The organism is Aerophototrophica crusticola (genome assembly GCF_012913305.1).
Classification (GTDB): Bacteria; Pseudomonadota; Alphaproteobacteria; order Azospirillales; family Azospirillaceae; genus Niveispirillum; species Niveispirillum crusticola.
The window spans coordinates 144,238-158,939 of record NZ_CP051775.1 but is presented as its reverse complement, the minus strand read 5'-3'; the positions used below and the strand labels follow the sequence as shown (position 1 = coordinate 158,939).

Here is a 14,702-nt window from a genome sequence, read left to right as displayed (position 1 = left end):
GCCTCAAGGACCAGTGCCGTGGCGTTCCTCCCCCACCAGGTCGGCCAGGGCCAGTTCCGCCTCCAGGGTCCGCCAGTCGATGGCGCTGCGCACGTTGCCCTTGGGCACCAGCCCCAGCAGGGCGTGGCTGACCCGGCGCCCCTCGCCGGACAGGGGTAGCAGCAGGCGGTGGTAGCCGAGCTTGGCGTCGAAAACGCGGAAGGTCCGCTCCGTGAACAGGGGCCCGTCCGCTTCCATCAGGCGGGCATAGGCGCCCCGTACCTCCGCCAGGACGTTGCCGCTGTAGACGGCGGAGAGGTGCCGCCCGGCCAGGGGGGCGCCGTAGAGCTTCACCAGCGTGTTCCCGACATGGGTGTAGCGGGCCTGGGGGATGCCCCAGCGCAGGTCCACCAGGGCACAATGGTCGGCCAAGGCCCTAGGCAGCCGGTCCAGGGCCAGCGCGTCCGCATCCGCGTGGCGGCCCGGACGCGCCTTCGCCGCCCACAGCCCGTGCAGCCCCACCAGCATCGCCGGGCAGTCGGCGTGCGGCGTGGTCCCGTGGGTTTCCCACATGCCGAAATTGCCGGCGAAGCGGGCGAAGACGAGGACGGCCTTGCCGGGCACTGGGGCCCCCTTTCCCATCCGGACAGTCACGGCGGACAACGGCCGAAAGCCCCCAAGGTCACGCCGGGTTCCCGTGACCGGTTGGGGTGTGCCCGCCCGGATGCGCCGGGCGCGGGGCGTGCGGCCCCTTTGAACCGGGACGGGTGGCGCGCTATATCCGGACGACCCCCGCGGTTCAGAGGCCCCGAGATGCCCGATACCATGACCCCCGCCCTGCCCGACCTGGGCCCCCTTCCCAACTGGGACCTGTCGGACCTGTATCCCGGCCCGGACAGCCCGGCGCTGAAGGCGGAGCTGGAGCGGGCGGATCAGGATGCCCGCGCCTTCGCGAAATCCTATGAGGGCAGGCTGGCCGGCCTGTCGGGGGCCGAGCTGGGCGCCGCCGTGGCCCGGTTCGAGGACATCGACGAACGCCTGTCCAAGGTCATGTCCTATGCCGGCCTGCTCTATGCCGCCGACATGGCCGACCCGTCCGTGGGCCGCTTCTACCAGTCCATGAGCGAGCGGGTCACCGCCATCAGCGTGCACCTGCTGTTCTTCCAGCTGGAGATCAACCGGCTGGAGGAGGCGGTGCTGCAGGCCAAGCTGCGGGACCCCGCCCTGGCCAAGTACAAGTCCTGGATCCGCGACACCCGCATGTTCCGGCCGCACCAGCTTTCCGACGAGGTGGAGAAGCTGCTGCATGAGAAGTACGTGGCCGGCCGGGCCAGTTGGACCCGCCTGTTCGACGAGCATCTGGCAGGCCTGCGGTTCCCCGTGCGGGGCAAGGAGTTGACGAGTGCTGAGGCGCTGAACCTGCTGTCCGACCCGGACGGGTCCGTGCGCAAGGACGCCGCACTCAGCCTGGGCAAGGTGCTGGGGGAAAACCTGCGCCTGTTCGGCCACATCACCAACACCCTGGCCAAGGACAAGGAGATCGAGGACCGCTGGCGCAGCTACGCCCACCCCTGGTCGGCCCGCAACCTGGCCAACCATGTGGAGGACGAGGTGGTGGACGCGCTGGTGGCCGCCGTCCGCCAGGGCTTCCCCGACATCTCCCACCGCTATTACGCCCTGAAGGCCCGGTGGTTCGGCAAGGACACGCTGGAATACTGGGACCGCAACGCCCCCCTGCCCGGCGACGACGACCGGATCGTGCCGTGGGAGCAGGCCAAGGGCATGGTGCTGGACGCCTATGGCCGCTTCAGCCCGGACATGGCGGCCATCGGCCGGCGCTTCTTCGACAGCCCCTGGATCGACGTGCCGCCGCGCCCCGGCAAGAACCCCGGCGCCTTCGCCCACCCTGTCGTGCCCAGCGCCCATCCCTACCTGCTGCTGAACTATATGGGCCGCACCCGGGACGTGATGACCCTGGCCCATGAGCTGGGCCACGGCGTGCACCAGTATCTGTGCCGCGACCAGGGCCACCTTCAGGCCAACACGCCCCTGACCCTGGCGGAGACGGCCAGCGTGTTCGGGGAGATGCTGACCTTCCGCAGCCTGCTGTCGCAGACCACCGATCCCAAGGCCCGCAAGGCCCTGCTGGCTGGCAAGGTGGAGGACATGATCAACACGGTGGTCCGCCAGATCGCCTTCTACAGCTTCGAGCGGCGGGTCCACACGGAGCGGCGGGAGGGCGAGCTGTCCGCCGACCGGCTGTGCGAGATCTGGATGGAGGTGCAGCGGGAGAGCTTGGGCCCCGCCTTCAATTTCGATGAGAGCTACAGGCCCTACTGGACCTACATCAGCCACTTCATCCACGCGCCCTTCTATGTCTACGCCTACGCCTTCGGCGACTGCCTGGTGAACAGCCTGTACGCGGTCTATGAGGACGCGGCGAAGCGGGGCGAGGGCCAAGCCTTCGCCGACAAGTACATGAAGATGCTGTCCGCCGCCGGCACCCTGCACCACAGCGATCTGCTGGCCCCCTTCGGCCTGGACCTGAAAGACCCGGCGTTCTGGACCAAGGGGCTGGGCCTGCTGAAGGGCTTCATCGACGAGCTGGAGGCGCTGTAGGCCCTGCCCGGCCCGAAGCGAAACGGCGGCCGCAGGGCCGCCGTTTTCGTTCATACGCTTTGGGATGCGCGCCTGACGAGATTGGTGCCCCAGGCCGGACTCGAACCAGCACGCCCTTTCGGGCAACAGATTTTGAGTCTGCCGCGTCTACCATTTCGCCACTGGGGCACCGGGCGCTTCGGACGCGGGCGGGATAATGGCGAGGGTCGTCGGGGTGGTCAAAGGAAATCCGCAAGGGCTGGCTGCGACCGGGGCGATTGTGGGGACGGGCCGGGACTGGTAAAGCGGGGGCGCCCCCACCGGCCGTTTCGAAAGGCGACATCCCTTGATCCGTGCGCTGTATGACTGGACCATGCGTCTGGCGGCCCACCCGCGTGCCATGTGGACCATGGCCGGCGTGTCCTTCGCTGAGAGCAGCTTCTTCCCCATCCCGCCGGACGTGATGCTGATCCCCATGATCCTGGCGGACCGGAAGCGTGCCTTCCTGATCGCCGCGGTCTGTACCCTGGCCTCCGTCCTGGGCGGCATGTTCGGGTACTTGATCGGCTACGCCCTGTACGAGGCGCTGGCCGAGCCCATCCTGCGGGCCTATGGCTATGTGGACCAGTTCCATGCGTTCGAGGCCAAGTACAACGAGTATGGTTCCCTGATCGTGGCCATGGGCGCCCTGACGCCCTTCCCCTACAAGATCACCACCGTGTTCAGCGGCATGGTCAGTATGGTCTTCCCGGCCTTCGTCATCGCTTCCGTCCTGGGGCGGGCCAGCCGGTTCTTCCTGGTGGCGGGGCTGCTGTACTGGTTCGGGGAGCCAATCCGCGCCTTCATCGAGAAGTATCTGGGCCTGCTGACCATCCTGTTCTTCCTGTTGCTGGTGGGCGGTTTTGCCGCCGTGAAGGTGTTGCTGTAACCACCGCTGCGGTTTGCAGGCGGGGGCCAGGGCGGCTATATCCATGGGCATGCCTGCGACCGCATCCCCCCTGAGCCGCCTGCTCTCCGCCCCGCGCCTGCCCGTCCTGGGCCTGATGGCGGCGGCGGTGGCGGCGCTTGCCTCCGCCCTCATCGCCGAGCATGTGTTCGGCCTTGCCCCCTGCCAGCTCTGCTGGTGGCAGCGCTACGCCTTCGCGGCGGCCATCGGGGTGCTGCTGCCGGGCCTGCTCTTCGACAGGAAGCCGGCCGCCCGGGGCGTGGTGCTGGGGCTGGGGGCCGCCGCCTACCTGGCCGGGGCTTGCATCGCCCTGTTCCATGCTGGCGTGGAGCAGCACTGGTGGCAGGGCTTCACCGCCTGCACCGCCAGTGGCAATGCTGCCGGCAGTCTGGACGATCTGCGCGCCGCCATCCTGGCAGCCCCCGTCGTCCGCTGCGACGAGATCGCGTGGTCCCTGTTCGGCTTGTCCATGGCAGGCTGGAACGTGTTGTACAGCGGCGGCCTGGCAGTGCTGGCGGGCGCCGCCGCCATCCTGACCTTCCGGAGGAGCGCATGAGCGCCGTCCTTTCTGGCGACGACCGGTTCAAGGCCCCCACCGACCTGCCCAAGCCGCGCCGCCTGCCCGGCGACCCAGATGTTAAGGCCTTCATGGACCGGCTGGTGCGGGTGGACCAGGCGGGGGAATACGGGGCCAAGCGCATCTATGGCGGCCAGATCGCCGTGCTGGGCGACGGCCCGTCCGGCCCCATGCTGCGCCACATGGCGGAGCAGGAGCAGGAGCACCTGGACGCCTTCAACCGGCTGGCGGCGGAACAGCATGTCCGCCCCACGGCCTTGCAGCCCTTCTGGCACGTGGCCGGCTGGGCCTTGGGCGCCGGCACCGCCCTGATGAGCCCGCGGGCCGCCATGGCCTGCACCGTGGCGGTGGAGACGGTGATCGACGAGCATTATGAGAAGCAGGTGCAGGCCCTGGGCGACGACCACCCGGAGCTGTCGGCCATGATCCGCAAGTTCCAGGCGGAGGAGCTGGAGCACCGCGACATCGGCCTGGAGAACGAGGCCGAGCTGGCGGCTGGCTACCCCGTGCTGTCGGCCGCCATCAAGGCGGGCTGCCGCGCAGCCATCTGGCTGTCGGAGCGGGTTTGAAAACCGGCCGCTAGCCCGTCTCCAGCTCGGTATCCCAGTAGAGGAAATCGCGCCAGCTTTCGTGCAGGAAGTTCGGCGGGAAGGAGCGGCCGTTTTCCTGAAGCTCATAGGCGGTGGGCTGAAAGGGGGGCTGGAGCGGGTGCATCCCGCATTGGTTCGGCAGCCGGCTGCCCTTCAGCAGATTGCAGGCGGAACAGGAGGTGACGACGTTTTCCCAGGAAGTGCGCCCGCCGCGGCAGCGGGGGATGACATGGTCGAAGGTCAGTTCCTGGGTGGGAAAACTTCGACCGCAGTATTGGCAGGTGAAACTGTCCCTGAGGAAGACGTTGAAGCGGGTGAACGCCGGTTTTCGTGTCGCTGGGATGTATTCTTTCAGGCTGATGACGCTTGGAAGCCTGATCTCCGCGTTCGGTGACCTGACTGTCCGGTCATAGACCGAGATGATGTTCACCCTGTCGAGGAATACAGCCTTCACCGCCTCCTGCCAGCTCCAGAGCGACAGGGGGAAATAGCTGAGCGGACGGAAGTCCGCGTTCAGCACCAAAGCCGGACAACTCTCAAGCGGTGGTGACAAAGCCCACCCCCTCGCCGTTCCGTCGGTGCTCCGGCCCGGCGCCCCCGCCAGGGGAGCCGGCCGGAACTTCGCACCCTTCATATATGAACCCGATAGGCCCTGGCAATCGTCGGCTTTGCGTCCGGCGCAAATGTCACGGTTCCGCCATGAAACGGTGACCCAACAGGTAGGGGTAAGTGGGGCCGGAACCTACATGCCCTGGACCCTTGTCGCGCCCCACCCCGGCCTGTTGGCAAAGAAGGGGGATGGCTGCTAGACCTGCATCCAGTGACCTGGAAGCAGGTCTGGCCGTTCGTGTCCCTCAGTCGCCGGCGCCGCATCCGCGGCTTGGCTTACGCCCGCATGGGCGGGCGCGGCGGCAGTCGCCGCCGGAGCGTGTTCACGGCAACTGTGAACACGCTCTCAGGATCTTCAAAATGACCACCACCCGATTCGCCCCCAGCCCCACCGGATACCTGCACCTGGGCCATGCCCATTCCGCCCTGTTCGGCTGGCGGGCGGCGCGGGACCGGGGCGGGCGCTTCCTGCTGCGGGTGGAGGATATCGACCCCAACCGCTGCCGGCCGGAATTCGAGGCGGCATTGAAGGAAGACCTCGCTTGGCTGGGGCTGGACTGGGACGGGCCGGTGCGGCGCCAGTCGGACCACATGGGCGATTACGCGGCGGCCCTCGCCAAGCTTGCGGCGCTGGGGGTGACCTATCCCTGTTTCTGCTCCCGCAAGGAGATCCAGGAGGAGATCGCCCGGGCCGGCAACGCGCCCCACCTGGTCGCCGCCGGGCCGGAGGGGCCGCTCTATCCCGGCACATGCCGCCACCTGGACAAGGGTGTGGCGGCGGAGCGTGTGGCCGCCGGGGTGCCCCATGCCATCCGGCTGGATGTGTCCAGGGCGTGCGCGCTTACCGGGCCCCTGACGTGGGACGATCTGGGCAAGGGAAGGATCGCCGCCACGCCGGAAATCCTGGGCGACGTGGTGCTGGCCCGGCGCGACGTGCCCACCAGCTATCACCTGGCCGTCACGGTGGATGACCACTTGCAGGGCGTCACCCTGGTGACAAGGGGGGAGGATCTGTTCCACGCCACCCATGTGCACCGGCTGTTGCAGGCGTTGCTGGGCTATGCCGTGCCGGAGTGGTGGCACCATGGGCTGTTGCTGAACGCGGAAGGCCAGCGCCTGTCGAAGCGCGACGGGGCGACGGCGTTGCGGGCCCTGCGGGACATGGGCAGAAGCCCGGCGGAGGTGCGGGCCCTGGCCGGCTTTCCCGGTGCCCCGTCAGGGCCGATTGGTTCGGCAGGCTGACCCTTTGGTCCCGACAATTTTACCGTTTCGCCCTGCGGGATTATGCTATGGAGGTGGGGCCATGCCAGACCTGCCCATGTACGACCATTACCGGCGCCTCGTCCGCGACACGACCATCGACGACAACACCTTGTTGTCGACGGATTACTTCAACCATTTCAATGAAGTGATCATGCTGCTGTCCATGTTAGGCGACATGCCCGACATGCTGGACGAGATCCGCGCCTGGCAGCCCAAGACATACAAGCAGCATTTCGAGGGTTCGGGCCTGCACTTCGCGCCCCTGGCCATCGAGGCCTACGACCACGTGCCGGCCGAGTACAAGGACCCCTTCGACGCCACCATCCTGGAGCTGGAGGCCACCATCGCCGAGGCGGTGGAGCAGCTGGAGGGCATGCGCGACGACCCCGAGATGCTGGGCTTCACCGCCGCAAGCTACTGGCAACGCCTCCAGTCCCTTGTGGACCGGGGCAGCGCCATCGTCCACGGCGCCGTGCCCCAGGCAACCATGGAACAGAGCGCGATTGACGAGCTGTTCTGAGGGGTGGGCGGTCCTGGTGCCGGAAGGCACTGTCGGGCTTGGCCTGGCAGTATTCCAAGTAGGCACGGATGAACGGGATGCCGCTGCGCGGCACGCGGATATCATGGATGGTCTCGGAAATATCCGACGAGGATCACAAGCGCGGCGCAGCCGCAATCAACTTCACAAGTCTGCTGGTCTTGCCTGCATTCACTCACGGTCGACCATGAATGATCGCGGCTTCGCCGCATGAGTCTCATCCAGTCCGATCCGTATGCCGCGCAAGCGGCATCCGTTTCATCCGTGCCTTCTGGAATATCCTCACCGCCCGCCCAACGGTGTCGTCCGGCACCACCCTCTCAATCCAGCTTGCGCAGACCGCTGCAGACCTGGACATATTCCGGGTGCTCCGGTGTCAGCCAGCCATGGCGGACCAGGAAGTCGATGACCACCAAATTGACGTTGAACTTCCAGTCGTCGGTGCTGGCCACGCTCTCCGCCACCTTGTCCAGGGGCCACAGCTCGAAGCACTCCACCTCCCCGTCGGTGTTGCGGGGGACGTGGGCCGGGTCAAGTTCCAGGTCGTAGCAGAACAGCGTGTCGGGCTTCAGCCCGCGCTCATTCTCCATGAGGTAGGAGATGACGCCCACCGGCTTGGCCTTCAGCGCCAACTCGGCGGCCAAGCCGGCTTCCTCCTGCGCTTCCTTGACCAGATTTTCCGCCAGGGTCAGGCCATGGGGCTGGCCGCCGGCGACCAGGTTGTCCAGCTTGCCGGGGGCCACGCCGCGGTCCATGGCGCGGCGCCCGACCCAGAGGTGCAGCCCGTCCTCCTTGCGCACGAATCCGTTCACATGCAGGCCGAAACTGCGCAGCCCGAAGAAGGGCACGGCGGCCCGGTCCACGGCCAGCAGCGGCTCCTCCCCCCATCGGGTCAGCACCGGGTACTGTTCCCGGCGCAGCTTGGGCATGGCCTTGCGCTCCACCAGCTTCATCACCGCGGCGTTCATGGCCAGGGTGCGATGGTGGAAGGTCGGCAGCCCCTCATCCAGGCCGATCCCGTCCCCCTTGACGGTGAAGGGGGCGCCGAAGTCCGATAGCACGCGGAAGAAATCGTCCCGCACCCAGCCCACGGGCTTTCCCGCAACGTAGAAGCGGCGATAGCGGTCGAGGTCGTGGCGGTTGCAGGCCGCCAGATGGCGCAGGAAGCTCATGCTTTCCCTCTACACGACGGCCGCCGGGAGCGGCAACGGGGCGAATGGTCCTAGCCGGCCGGGCCAGCGTCAACCCTGCGTCGCCCCGGGGCAATGGGCCGGGCGACGCAGGGCCCGCCAGGCCAGGAACAACCCCGCCAGCAGGGACGCCGCCCCGAACAGGAACGGCATGCCGGGCACCGGGATGCCCGCCCCCGGCGCCGTGAAGGCGGAGAACAGGGCGGAGCCCAGCAGCGGGGCCGGGATGAAGACGAAGCTCTGCATCCCCGCCATGGCCCCCGCGACGGACCCCTGCTGGTCCGGGCCGACGGAGCGGGAGACGACGCCCTGCAAGGTGGGCCCGGCGATGCCGCCAAGGGCGTGCAGCAGGATGCCAAGGCAGAACACCAGGCTGGTGGACCCCAGACCATACAGCGCATAGCCGCAGGCCATGGCGGCGAACCCGGCCAGGATGGCCCCCCGGTCACCCAGCCGCTTGACCAACGGCCCGATCAGCGCCCCCTGCACCAGGGCCGTGGCAAGGCCGACGATGGTCAGGGATAGGCCGTTCTCCTCTGCCGACCAGCCATAGCGCTGGCCGGTGTAGAGCACCCACACCGTCTGGAGCACGCCGAAGGCCAGCACGGCGCAGACCTGGGCGGAGACGAGGCCGAAAACGGTGCGGTTGGCCCGCAGCACGCCGAAGGCCGCCACCGGGTTGGCGCGGCGCCAACGAAAGGGGCGGCGATGCTCCGGCCGCAGCGACTCGGGCAACACGAACAGGCCGTAGAGGAAGTTTAGCCCCGCGAGCCCAGCCGCCAGCAGGAAGGGGTAGCGCAGGTCCATCCCGCCCAGCCAGCCGCCAAGGGCGGGCCCGACGACGAACCCCATGCCGAAGGCCGCCCCCACCATGCCGAAATTCCTGGCCCGGTCCTCCGGCCCGCTGACGTCGGCGATGTAGGCATAGGCGGCGGTGATGTTGGCGGCCGTCAACCCCGCCAGCAGCCGCCCGGCCAGCAACCAGCCGATCCCCGGCGCGAAAGCCAACAGCAACTGGTCCGCCCCCGCCCCAGCGATGGAGGCCAGCAGGACGGGCCGCCGCCCGAACCGGTCGCTGAGCGCCCCCAGCACGGGGCGAAGATGAACTGCATGAGGGAGAAGCCGGCCACCAGGATGCCCATCCAGGCCGCGGCCGCCGCCGAGTCGCCCCCCTGGAATTGCTTCACAAGTTCCGGCAGCACGGGGATGGCGAGGCCGAAGGTCAACACGTCAAGCAGCACCGTGACCAGCACGAAGGGCACGCCGGCGGTGCGCTTGGGGGCGGATGGCATTGGGGGGAGCCTGCGGCGGGGAACTCTGGAAACGCTACCATGTCGCCCGGCTGGGCCTTCCGGCAAGGCCGGAAAGCTTCGGCGGCAACCGGCGCGAAAGATGCCCTGGCATGCGGGCACGGTGGCGCGCCCGCAACGGTTGGGGCATGACAAGCCGGCTCTCCACCCTATATGAAGGCCCCATGAGCGGATTCCTGATTTTCCTCCTGATCACGGCCATGCTGGCGACGCTTGCCGTCCTGGTCATGGGCCTGTTCGCCATGGCCCGGGGCGGGGAGTTCAACGAACGCCACGGCAACCGGCTGATGTGGTGGCGCGTGCGGTTGCAGGTGCTGGCCCTGGTGCTGTTCGCCCTGGCCTTCCTGTCGTCCGCCGCCTGACCTCCTTCCCTGCCGGAGAGCGCCCATGGTCAAGCTGACCCGCATCTACACCCGCGGCGGTGACCAGGGGGAGACGTCGCTGGGCGACGGCACCCGCGTGCCCAAGCACGCGCTGCGCGTGGCCGCCTATGGCACGGTGGATGAGGCGAACGCCTGCATCGGCCTGGCCCGGCTGCACACCGGCGGCCAGCCCGGCACCTTGGCGGAGGCGGACGCCATGCTGGGCCGCATCCAGAACGACCTGTTCGACCTGGGCGCCGATTTGTGCACGCCCGAGCAGCAGGACCCGCCCTACCCGCCCCTGCGCATCGTGGACGCCCAGGTGGACCGGCTGGAGGCGGAGATCGACGCCATGAACGCCGACCTTTCCCCCCTGAACAGCTTCATCCTGCCCGGCGGCACCCCGGCCGCCGCCCACCTGCACCTGGCCCGCACCGTGGCGCGGCGGGCGGAGCGCCTGATGACCGAGCTGGCCCGGCACGAGCCGGTGGGCGGTCCGGCCCTGCGCTACATCAACCGCCTGTCCGACCATTTGTTCGTCATCTCCCGCTGGGTGAACGACAAGGGGGCCTTGGACGTGCTGTGGGTGCCGGGCAAGAACCGGTAACCCGCATTTCCCTTTCGACAAGGTTGCCGACTCGCGACGCTTGCAATCCTGACCCACCTGCGTATAGTGCCTTCCCATTACGTAAACGGAAGGTCTGGCTTCCTGCCGGGATGCCATCGGACCTGTGCCCGACCCTTCGGCCAAGCCCGCGTAACCCCTTGGGAAATGCGGCGAAGCGGCCGGGTGGGGCACGTTGACAGGTCGGGTGGCGGGACCTACCTTGCGCCGGCGAAAATGTGGGGCCGGCCGGCGTCAAGGGCGTGGCTGGATCTTGTGGGCCCCACGACAAGGAATCGCGGCCGGAAAGGCCGTCGCCACGAACAGGCCTTCAACAAGCCTCGCTGCCAGGGGAACGCCATGAAGATACTGGTCGCCGTCAAGCGGGTGGTCGATTACAACGTCAAGGTCCGGGTCAAGGCCGACCAGACGGGTGTCGAACTCGCCAACGTCAAGATGAGCATGAACCCCTTCGACGAGATCGCCGTCGAGGAGGCCGTGCGCCTGAAGGAAGCCGGCAAGGCCACGGAGATCGTCGTGGTCTCCATCGGCCCGGCCGCGGCGCAGGAGACGATCCGCACCGCCCTGGCCATGGGCGCCGACCGCGGCATCCTGGTGCAGACCGACGCGGAGACCCAGCCCCTGGCCGTCGCCAAGACCCTGAAGGCCCTGGTGGAGAAGGAGCAGCCGCAGCTGGTGGTGCTGGGCAAGCAGGCCATCGACGACGACAGCAACCAGACCGGCCAGATGCTGGCAGCATTGCTGGGCTGGGCCCAGGGCACCTTCGCCAGCAAGGTGGTGCCGGCCGACGGCACCGTGGCCGTGACCCGCGAGGTGGACGGCGGGCTTGAGACGGTGAGCCTGAAGCTTCCGGCCATCGTCACCACCGACCTGCGCCTGAACGAGCCGCGCTACGCCTCGCTGCCCAACATCATGAAGGCGAAGAAGAAGCCCATCGAGACGGTGGACCCCGCCGCGCTGGGCGTGGACTTCAGCCCGCGGGTGAAGACCCTGAAGGTGGTGGAGCCGCCGAAGCGCAAGGGCGGCGTGAAGGTCGCCAGCGTGCAGGAGCTGGTCGCCAAGCTGCGCGACGAAGCCCGCGTGATCTGACCCGAAACCCAGAGGAAACGGAGAACATCATGGCCATCCTGGTCGTCGCCGAGCCCTCCACGGGCGAGGTCAAGAAGCCCACCCTCACCACCCTGGGCGCCGCCGCCAAGATCGGCGGCGAGGTCCATGTCCTGGTCGTCGGCCAGGGCGTGGCCGAGGCCGGCAAGGCCGCCGCCGGCGCCGCCGGCGTGTCCAAGGCCCTGGTGGCCGACGGGGCGGAATACGCCCACCCGCTGGCCGAGAACGTGGCCCCGCTGGTGGTGCAGGTCGCTAGGGACGGCGGCTACAGCCACATCCTGTTCGCCGCCACCACCTTCGGCAAGAACGTGTCCCCCGCGTGGCCGCGGTGCTGGACGTGCAGCAGGTGAGCGACATCACCGGCGTGATCAGCGCCGACACCTTCGAGCGCCCGATCTATGCCGGCAACGCCATCGCCACGGTGCAGTCCACCGACGGCGTGAAGGTGCTGACCGTGCGCGGCACGGCGTTCGAGGCGGCCGCCGCCACCGGCGGTGCCGGGGCGGTGGAGAGCGTGGCCGGCACCGGCGACGCCGGCCTGTCCAGCTTCGTCAACGCCGAGCTGACCAAGTCGGAGCGGCCGGAGCTGACCAGCGCCCGGGTGATCGTGTCCGGCGGGCGCGGCATGCAGTCCGGTGACAACTTCCACATGCTGGACAGCCTGGCCGACAAGCTGGGCGCCGCCGTCGGCGCCTCCCGCGCCGCGGTGGACGCGGGATTCGTGCCCAACGATTACCAAGTGGGCCAGACCGGCAAGATCGTGGCGCCGGAGCTGTACATCGCCGTGGGCATCAGCGGCGCCATCCAGCACCTGGCCGGCATGAAGGACAGCAAGGTCATCGTCGCCATCAACAAGGACGAGGAGGCCCCGATCTTCCAGGTGGCCGACTATGGCCTGGTCGGCGACCTGTTCAAGGTGGTGCCGGAGCTGACCGGCGAGGTCGGCAAGTAAGCATCGGCCCCAGTGTGGGCCCATGGCGCGATGGGCCCACGCCGGCGGCGACCGCCGCCGTGCGGCCTTGTGGCCGCTTAAGCCAAGCCGCGGATGCGGCGGAGCCTGCCCCGGCCCCCAAGCCGGGGGCGATTGAGGAACTGAAAGAATCACGGGGGGCGGGGCCTGCGGGTCCCGCCCCTTTTGCTTCAGGGGTGCTGGGATTTGCCGCCCCCTGTGACGGGAAATCAGCTTGCCGTGTTCCCCCGCCCCTTCTAGTTTCGGCCCATATGCCCCACCGCAGGTGGGGTGAACGGGCGTGAGGGGCGGTTCATGATCGAGAAGATTGGTGTCATCGGTGCGGGCCAGATGGGCAGCGGGATCGCCCAGGTTTGCGCGGCGGCGGGCCTGTCGGTCTGCCTGTACGACATCAACGGGGAGCAGTTGGCCAAGGCCGTGGCCGGCATCTCCAAGAACTTCGACCGCCAGATCGCCAAGGGCAAGATGTCGGAGGCGGAGAAGGACCCGGCCCTGTCCCGCATCTCCACCGCCAGCACAATGTCGGCGCTCGGGTCCTGCGACCTGGTGATCGAGGCGGCGACAGAGAGCGAGGAGGTCAAGCGCGCCATCTTCAAGCAGCTGGTGCCGAACCTGAAGCCGGAGGCGCTGGTCGCCACCAACACCAGCAGCATCAGCATCACCCGCCTGGCCGCCAGCACCGACCGGCCGCACAAGTTCATCGGCATGCACTTCATGAACCCGGTGCCGGTGATGCAGCTGGTGGAGTTGATCCGCGGCATCGCCACGGACGACGACACCTTCCAGGCCATCAAGGCCCTGGTGGCGAAGCTCGGCAAGACCGCCGCCATCGCGGAGGATTTCCCGGCCTTCATCGTCAACCGCATCCTGCTGCCGATGATCAACGAGGCGGTCTATACCCTGTATGAGGGCGTGGGCAGCGTGGAGGCCATCGACACAGCCATGAAGCTGGGCGCCAACCACCCCATGGGCCCGCTGGAGCTGGCGGACTTCATCGGCCTGGACACCTGCCTGTCCATCATGCAGGTCCTGTATGAGGGGTTGGCGGACAGCAAGTACCGCCCCTGCCCGCTGCTGGTGAAGTATGTGGAGGCCGGCTGGCTGGGCCGGAAGGTGGGCCGCGGCTTCTACGACTATTCCGGCCCCACCCCTCGCCCGACGCGCTGAGGGCCGGGCGTGCTGATCCCAAAGAAAGGCACGACCGCGAAACCCGCTGCGGACCCGGAGGCCGTCGCCTTGCGGGCGGTGGCCTTCGTCGTGTCGGACGAGGACATGCTGGCCCGCTTCGTGGCCCTGACGGGCTGCGGCGGCGACGAGCTGCGCGCCCGGCTGGCCGACCCCGCCTTCCTGGGCGGGGTGCTGGATTTCGTCCTGGGTGACGAGGGGCTGGCCACGGCCTTCGCCGCGGGGGAGGAACTGACCCCGGAGGACTTGGCCGCCGTGCGGGCAAAGCTGCCCTAAAGCCCGAAGGAAAGCTGCCCGGCTTTGGGCGCCGGGGTAGGCTCAGCCGGCTTGGGCTTGGCCTCCTTCGGCTTGGCCTTCGCCTTGGGCTTGCGCGGGGCGATGCCGACGCCGGCCTCCGCCCGCTTCTTGGCCTTGTCGCGGCTCACCGCCTCCGGCGCCGTCGGGTCGCCGCTCAGCCACTTGCCGTGCTTCACCACCTCGTTCACCCGGCCCTGGTTGACGCCCAGGCGGAAGGCGATCTCCTGTTGGGTCAGGTCGGTGGTCTGGTGCAGGTGCAGCACCTCCCGCGCCAGCTCCGGCGTCATCTTCTTGCCGGTGAGCTTGCGCGCCGGGCGGATACTGCGGGTCTCGCGGTCCCGCTCCCGCAGCTTTGCCAGGATCGCCAGGGCGGCATCCTGCCCCTGCTCCCGCAATGCCGCCTCGAACTGCTTCAACGTCGGCATGGGCACCCCACTGTTCATGGTGTGTTCACGCGAAGGGTGCCACAAAATCTGGGTGCGAGGAAGATATCTTTGGTGTCGTCGGTCGGGTTGGCGGGCGGCAGCCCGCGTAACCCGACAGCCAGCAAAAACGG

At 68.3% G+C, this 14,702-nt stretch carries 16 protein-coding genes, 1 tRNA gene and 1 pseudogene; 12 read left to right on the top strand and 6 right to left on the bottom strand.

From position 1 onward, the window contains the following. Nucleotides 1–3: 3 nt before the first annotated feature. Entirely contained in the window at nt 4–603 is a 600-nt protein-coding gene (locus HHL28_RS00765; RefSeq protein WP_075771463.1) for a PAS domain-containing protein, read from the bottom strand. 189 nt (nt 604–792) lie between these two features. Between HHL28_RS00765 and HHL28_RS00760 the strand changes: the two genes are divergently transcribed. Further along, complete coding sequence (locus tag HHL28_RS00760) at nt 793–2,598, top strand: M3 family oligoendopeptidase (protein ID WP_404326178.1); 1,806 nt, start codon at nt 793–795, stop codon at nt 2,596–2,598. A gap of 82 nt (nt 2,599–2,680) precedes the next feature. Here HHL28_RS00760 and HHL28_RS00755 read toward each other — a convergent pair. Continuing rightward, nucleotides 2,681–2,766, bottom strand: a tRNA-Leu gene (locus tag HHL28_RS00755). Between the two features lie 157 nt (nt 2,767–2,923). Between HHL28_RS00755 and HHL28_RS00750 the strand changes: the two genes are divergently transcribed. Genes HHL28_RS00750 through HHL28_RS00740 form a run of 3 tightly spaced genes read left to right on the top strand, consistent with a single transcriptional unit; the run spans nt 2,924 to nt 4,669 of the window. Then, nucleotides 2,924–3,505 carry a YqaA family protein gene (locus tag HHL28_RS00750; protein ID WP_075771462.1) on the top strand — a complete coding sequence of 194 codons (582 nt, stop codon included), beginning with the start codon at nt 2,924–2,926 and terminating at the stop codon, nt 3,503–3,505. Nucleotides 3,506–3,554: 49 nt separating this feature from the next. Then, complete coding sequence (locus HHL28_RS00745; protein ID WP_075771513.1) at nt 3,555–4,079, top strand: disulfide bond formation protein B; 525 nt, start codon at nt 3,555–3,557, stop codon at nt 4,077–4,079. Further along, nucleotides 4,076–4,669 carry a demethoxyubiquinone hydroxylase family protein gene (locus HHL28_RS00740; RefSeq protein WP_075771461.1) on the top strand — a complete coding sequence of 198 codons (594 nt, stop codon included), beginning with the start codon at nt 4,076–4,078 and terminating at the stop codon, nt 4,667–4,669. The genes HHL28_RS00745 and HHL28_RS00740 overlap by 4 nt, the downstream gene beginning before the upstream one ends. Before the next feature lie 10 nt (nt 4,670–4,679). On the opposite strand, the gene HHL28_RS00735 is transcribed toward HHL28_RS00740, so the two are convergent. Further along, the gene (locus tag HHL28_RS00735) at nt 4,680–5,213 is read right to left on the bottom strand and encodes an HNH endonuclease (RefSeq protein WP_449687070.1); all 534 of its coding nucleotides are present in this window, start codon (nt 5,211–5,213) and stop codon (nt 4,680–4,682) included. 446 nt (nt 5,214–5,659) lie between these two features. Here HHL28_RS00735 and gluQRS point away from each other — a divergent pair, with 446 nt between their 5' ends. Both gluQRS and HHL28_RS00725 read left to right on the top strand, forming a co-directional pair. Further along, nucleotides 5,660–6,541 carry a tRNA glutamyl-Q(34) synthetase GluQRS gene (gluQRS, locus tag HHL28_RS00730; RefSeq protein ID WP_075771459.1) on the top strand — a complete coding sequence of 294 codons (882 nt, stop codon included), beginning with the start codon at nt 5,660–5,662 and terminating at the stop codon, nt 6,539–6,541. Nucleotides 6,542–6,602: 61 nt separating this feature from the next. After that, a complete protein-coding gene (locus HHL28_RS00725; RefSeq protein WP_075771458.1) occupies nt 6,603–7,082 on the top strand; it encodes a hypothetical protein in 480 nt (159 codons plus the stop codon). A 338-nt stretch (nt 7,083–7,420) separates the two neighbouring features. On the opposite strand, the gene HHL28_RS00720 is transcribed toward HHL28_RS00725, so the two are convergent. Both HHL28_RS00720 and HHL28_RS00715 read right to left on the bottom strand, forming a co-directional pair. Further along, complete coding sequence (locus tag HHL28_RS00720) at nt 7,421–8,272, bottom strand: NUDIX hydrolase (RefSeq protein ID WP_075771457.1); 852 nt, start codon at nt 8,270–8,272, stop codon at nt 7,421–7,423. 69 nt (nt 8,273–8,341) lie between these two features. After that, the gene (locus tag HHL28_RS00715; RefSeq protein WP_169654515.1) at nt 8,342–9,382 is read right to left on the bottom strand and encodes an MFS transporter; all 1,041 of its coding nucleotides are present in this window, start codon (nt 9,380–9,382) and stop codon (nt 8,342–8,344) included. A gap of 382 nt (nt 9,383–9,764) precedes the next feature. Here HHL28_RS00715 and HHL28_RS00710 point away from each other — a divergent pair, with 382 nt between their 5' ends. The 6 genes and pseudogenes from HHL28_RS00710 (at nt 9,765) to HHL28_RS00685 (ending at nt 14,125) form a co-directional block, all read left to right on the top strand. Further along, nucleotides 9,765–9,962, top strand: a complete 198-nt coding sequence (locus tag HHL28_RS00710) for a twin transmembrane helix small protein (RefSeq protein ID WP_075771455.1) — start codon at nt 9,765–9,767, stop codon at nt 9,960–9,962. A 25-nt stretch (nt 9,963–9,987) separates the two neighbouring features. Continuing rightward, a complete protein-coding gene (locus tag HHL28_RS00705) occupies nt 9,988–10,569 on the top strand; it encodes a cob(I)yrinic acid a,c-diamide adenosyltransferase (RefSeq protein ID WP_075771454.1) in 582 nt (193 codons plus the stop codon). Between the two features lie 357 nt (nt 10,570–10,926). Next, nucleotides 10,927–11,676, top strand: a complete 750-nt coding sequence (locus tag HHL28_RS00700; protein WP_075771453.1) for an electron transfer flavoprotein subunit beta/FixA family protein — start codon at nt 10,927–10,929, stop codon at nt 11,674–11,676. Nucleotides 11,677–11,705: 29 nt separating this feature from the next. After that, nucleotides 11,706–12,646: pseudogene (locus tag HHL28_RS00695) on the top strand (electron transfer flavoprotein subunit alpha/FixB family protein). A 312-nt stretch (nt 12,647–12,958) separates the two neighbouring features. Continuing rightward, nucleotides 12,959–13,831: a 3-hydroxybutyryl-CoA dehydrogenase gene (locus HHL28_RS00690; protein ID WP_075771451.1), complete on the top strand. Its 873-nt coding sequence runs from the start codon at nt 12,959–12,961 to the stop codon at nt 13,829–13,831. Nucleotides 13,832–13,840: 9 nt separating this feature from the next. After that, the gene (locus HHL28_RS00685) at nt 13,841–14,125 is read left to right on the top strand and encodes a DUF3572 domain-containing protein (protein ID WP_169654513.1); all 285 of its coding nucleotides are present in this window, start codon (nt 13,841–13,843) and stop codon (nt 14,123–14,125) included. Here HHL28_RS00685 and HHL28_RS00680 read toward each other — a convergent pair. Continuing rightward, nucleotides 14,122–14,589: a sigma factor-like helix-turn-helix DNA-binding protein gene (locus HHL28_RS00680; protein ID WP_404326176.1), complete on the bottom strand. Its 468-nt coding sequence runs from the start codon at nt 14,587–14,589 to the stop codon at nt 14,122–14,124. The two genes, HHL28_RS00685 and HHL28_RS00680, sit on opposite strands and share 4 nt — an antisense overlap. Nucleotides 14,590–14,702: the final 113 nt, after the last annotated feature.

What these genes read in the sequence shown, in the direction of transcription:
- HHL28_RS00760 (WP_404326178.1), top strand. Translation starts at nt 793, where the DNA reads ATGCCCGATACCATGACCCCCGCCCTGCCCGACCTGGGCCCCCTTCCC.
- HHL28_RS00745 (WP_075771513.1), top strand. Translation starts at nt 3,555, where the DNA reads ATGCCTGCGACCGCATCCCCCCTGAGCCGCCTGCTCTCCGCCCCGCGC.
- HHL28_RS00740 (WP_075771461.1), top strand. Translation starts at nt 4,076, where the DNA reads ATGAGCGCCGTCCTTTCTGGCGACGACCGGTTCAAGGCCCCCACCGAC.
- gluQRS (WP_075771459.1), top strand. Translation starts at nt 5,660, where the DNA reads ATGACCACCACCCGATTCGCCCCCAGCCCCACCGGATACCTGCACCTG.
- HHL28_RS00725 (WP_075771458.1), top strand. Translation starts at nt 6,603, where the DNA reads ATGCCAGACCTGCCCATGTACGACCATTACCGGCGCCTCGTCCGCGAC.
- HHL28_RS00720 (WP_075771457.1), bottom strand. Translation starts at nt 8,272, where the DNA reads ATGAGCTTCCTGCGCCATCTGGCGGCCTGCAACCGCCACGACCTCGAC.
- HHL28_RS00710 (WP_075771455.1), top strand. Translation starts at nt 9,765, where the DNA reads ATGAGCGGATTCCTGATTTTCCTCCTGATCACGGCCATGCTGGCGACG.
- HHL28_RS00705 (WP_075771454.1), top strand. Translation starts at nt 9,988, where the DNA reads ATGGTCAAGCTGACCCGCATCTACACCCGCGGCGGTGACCAGGGGGAG.
- HHL28_RS00700 (WP_075771453.1), top strand. Translation starts at nt 10,927, where the DNA reads ATGAAGATACTGGTCGCCGTCAAGCGGGTGGTCGATTACAACGTCAAG.
- HHL28_RS00690 (WP_075771451.1), top strand. Translation starts at nt 12,959, where the DNA reads ATGATCGAGAAGATTGGTGTCATCGGTGCGGGCCAGATGGGCAGCGGG.
- HHL28_RS00680 (WP_404326176.1), bottom strand. Translation starts at nt 14,589, where the DNA reads ATGAACAGTGGGGTGCCCATGCCGACGTTGAAGCAGTTCGAGGCGGCA.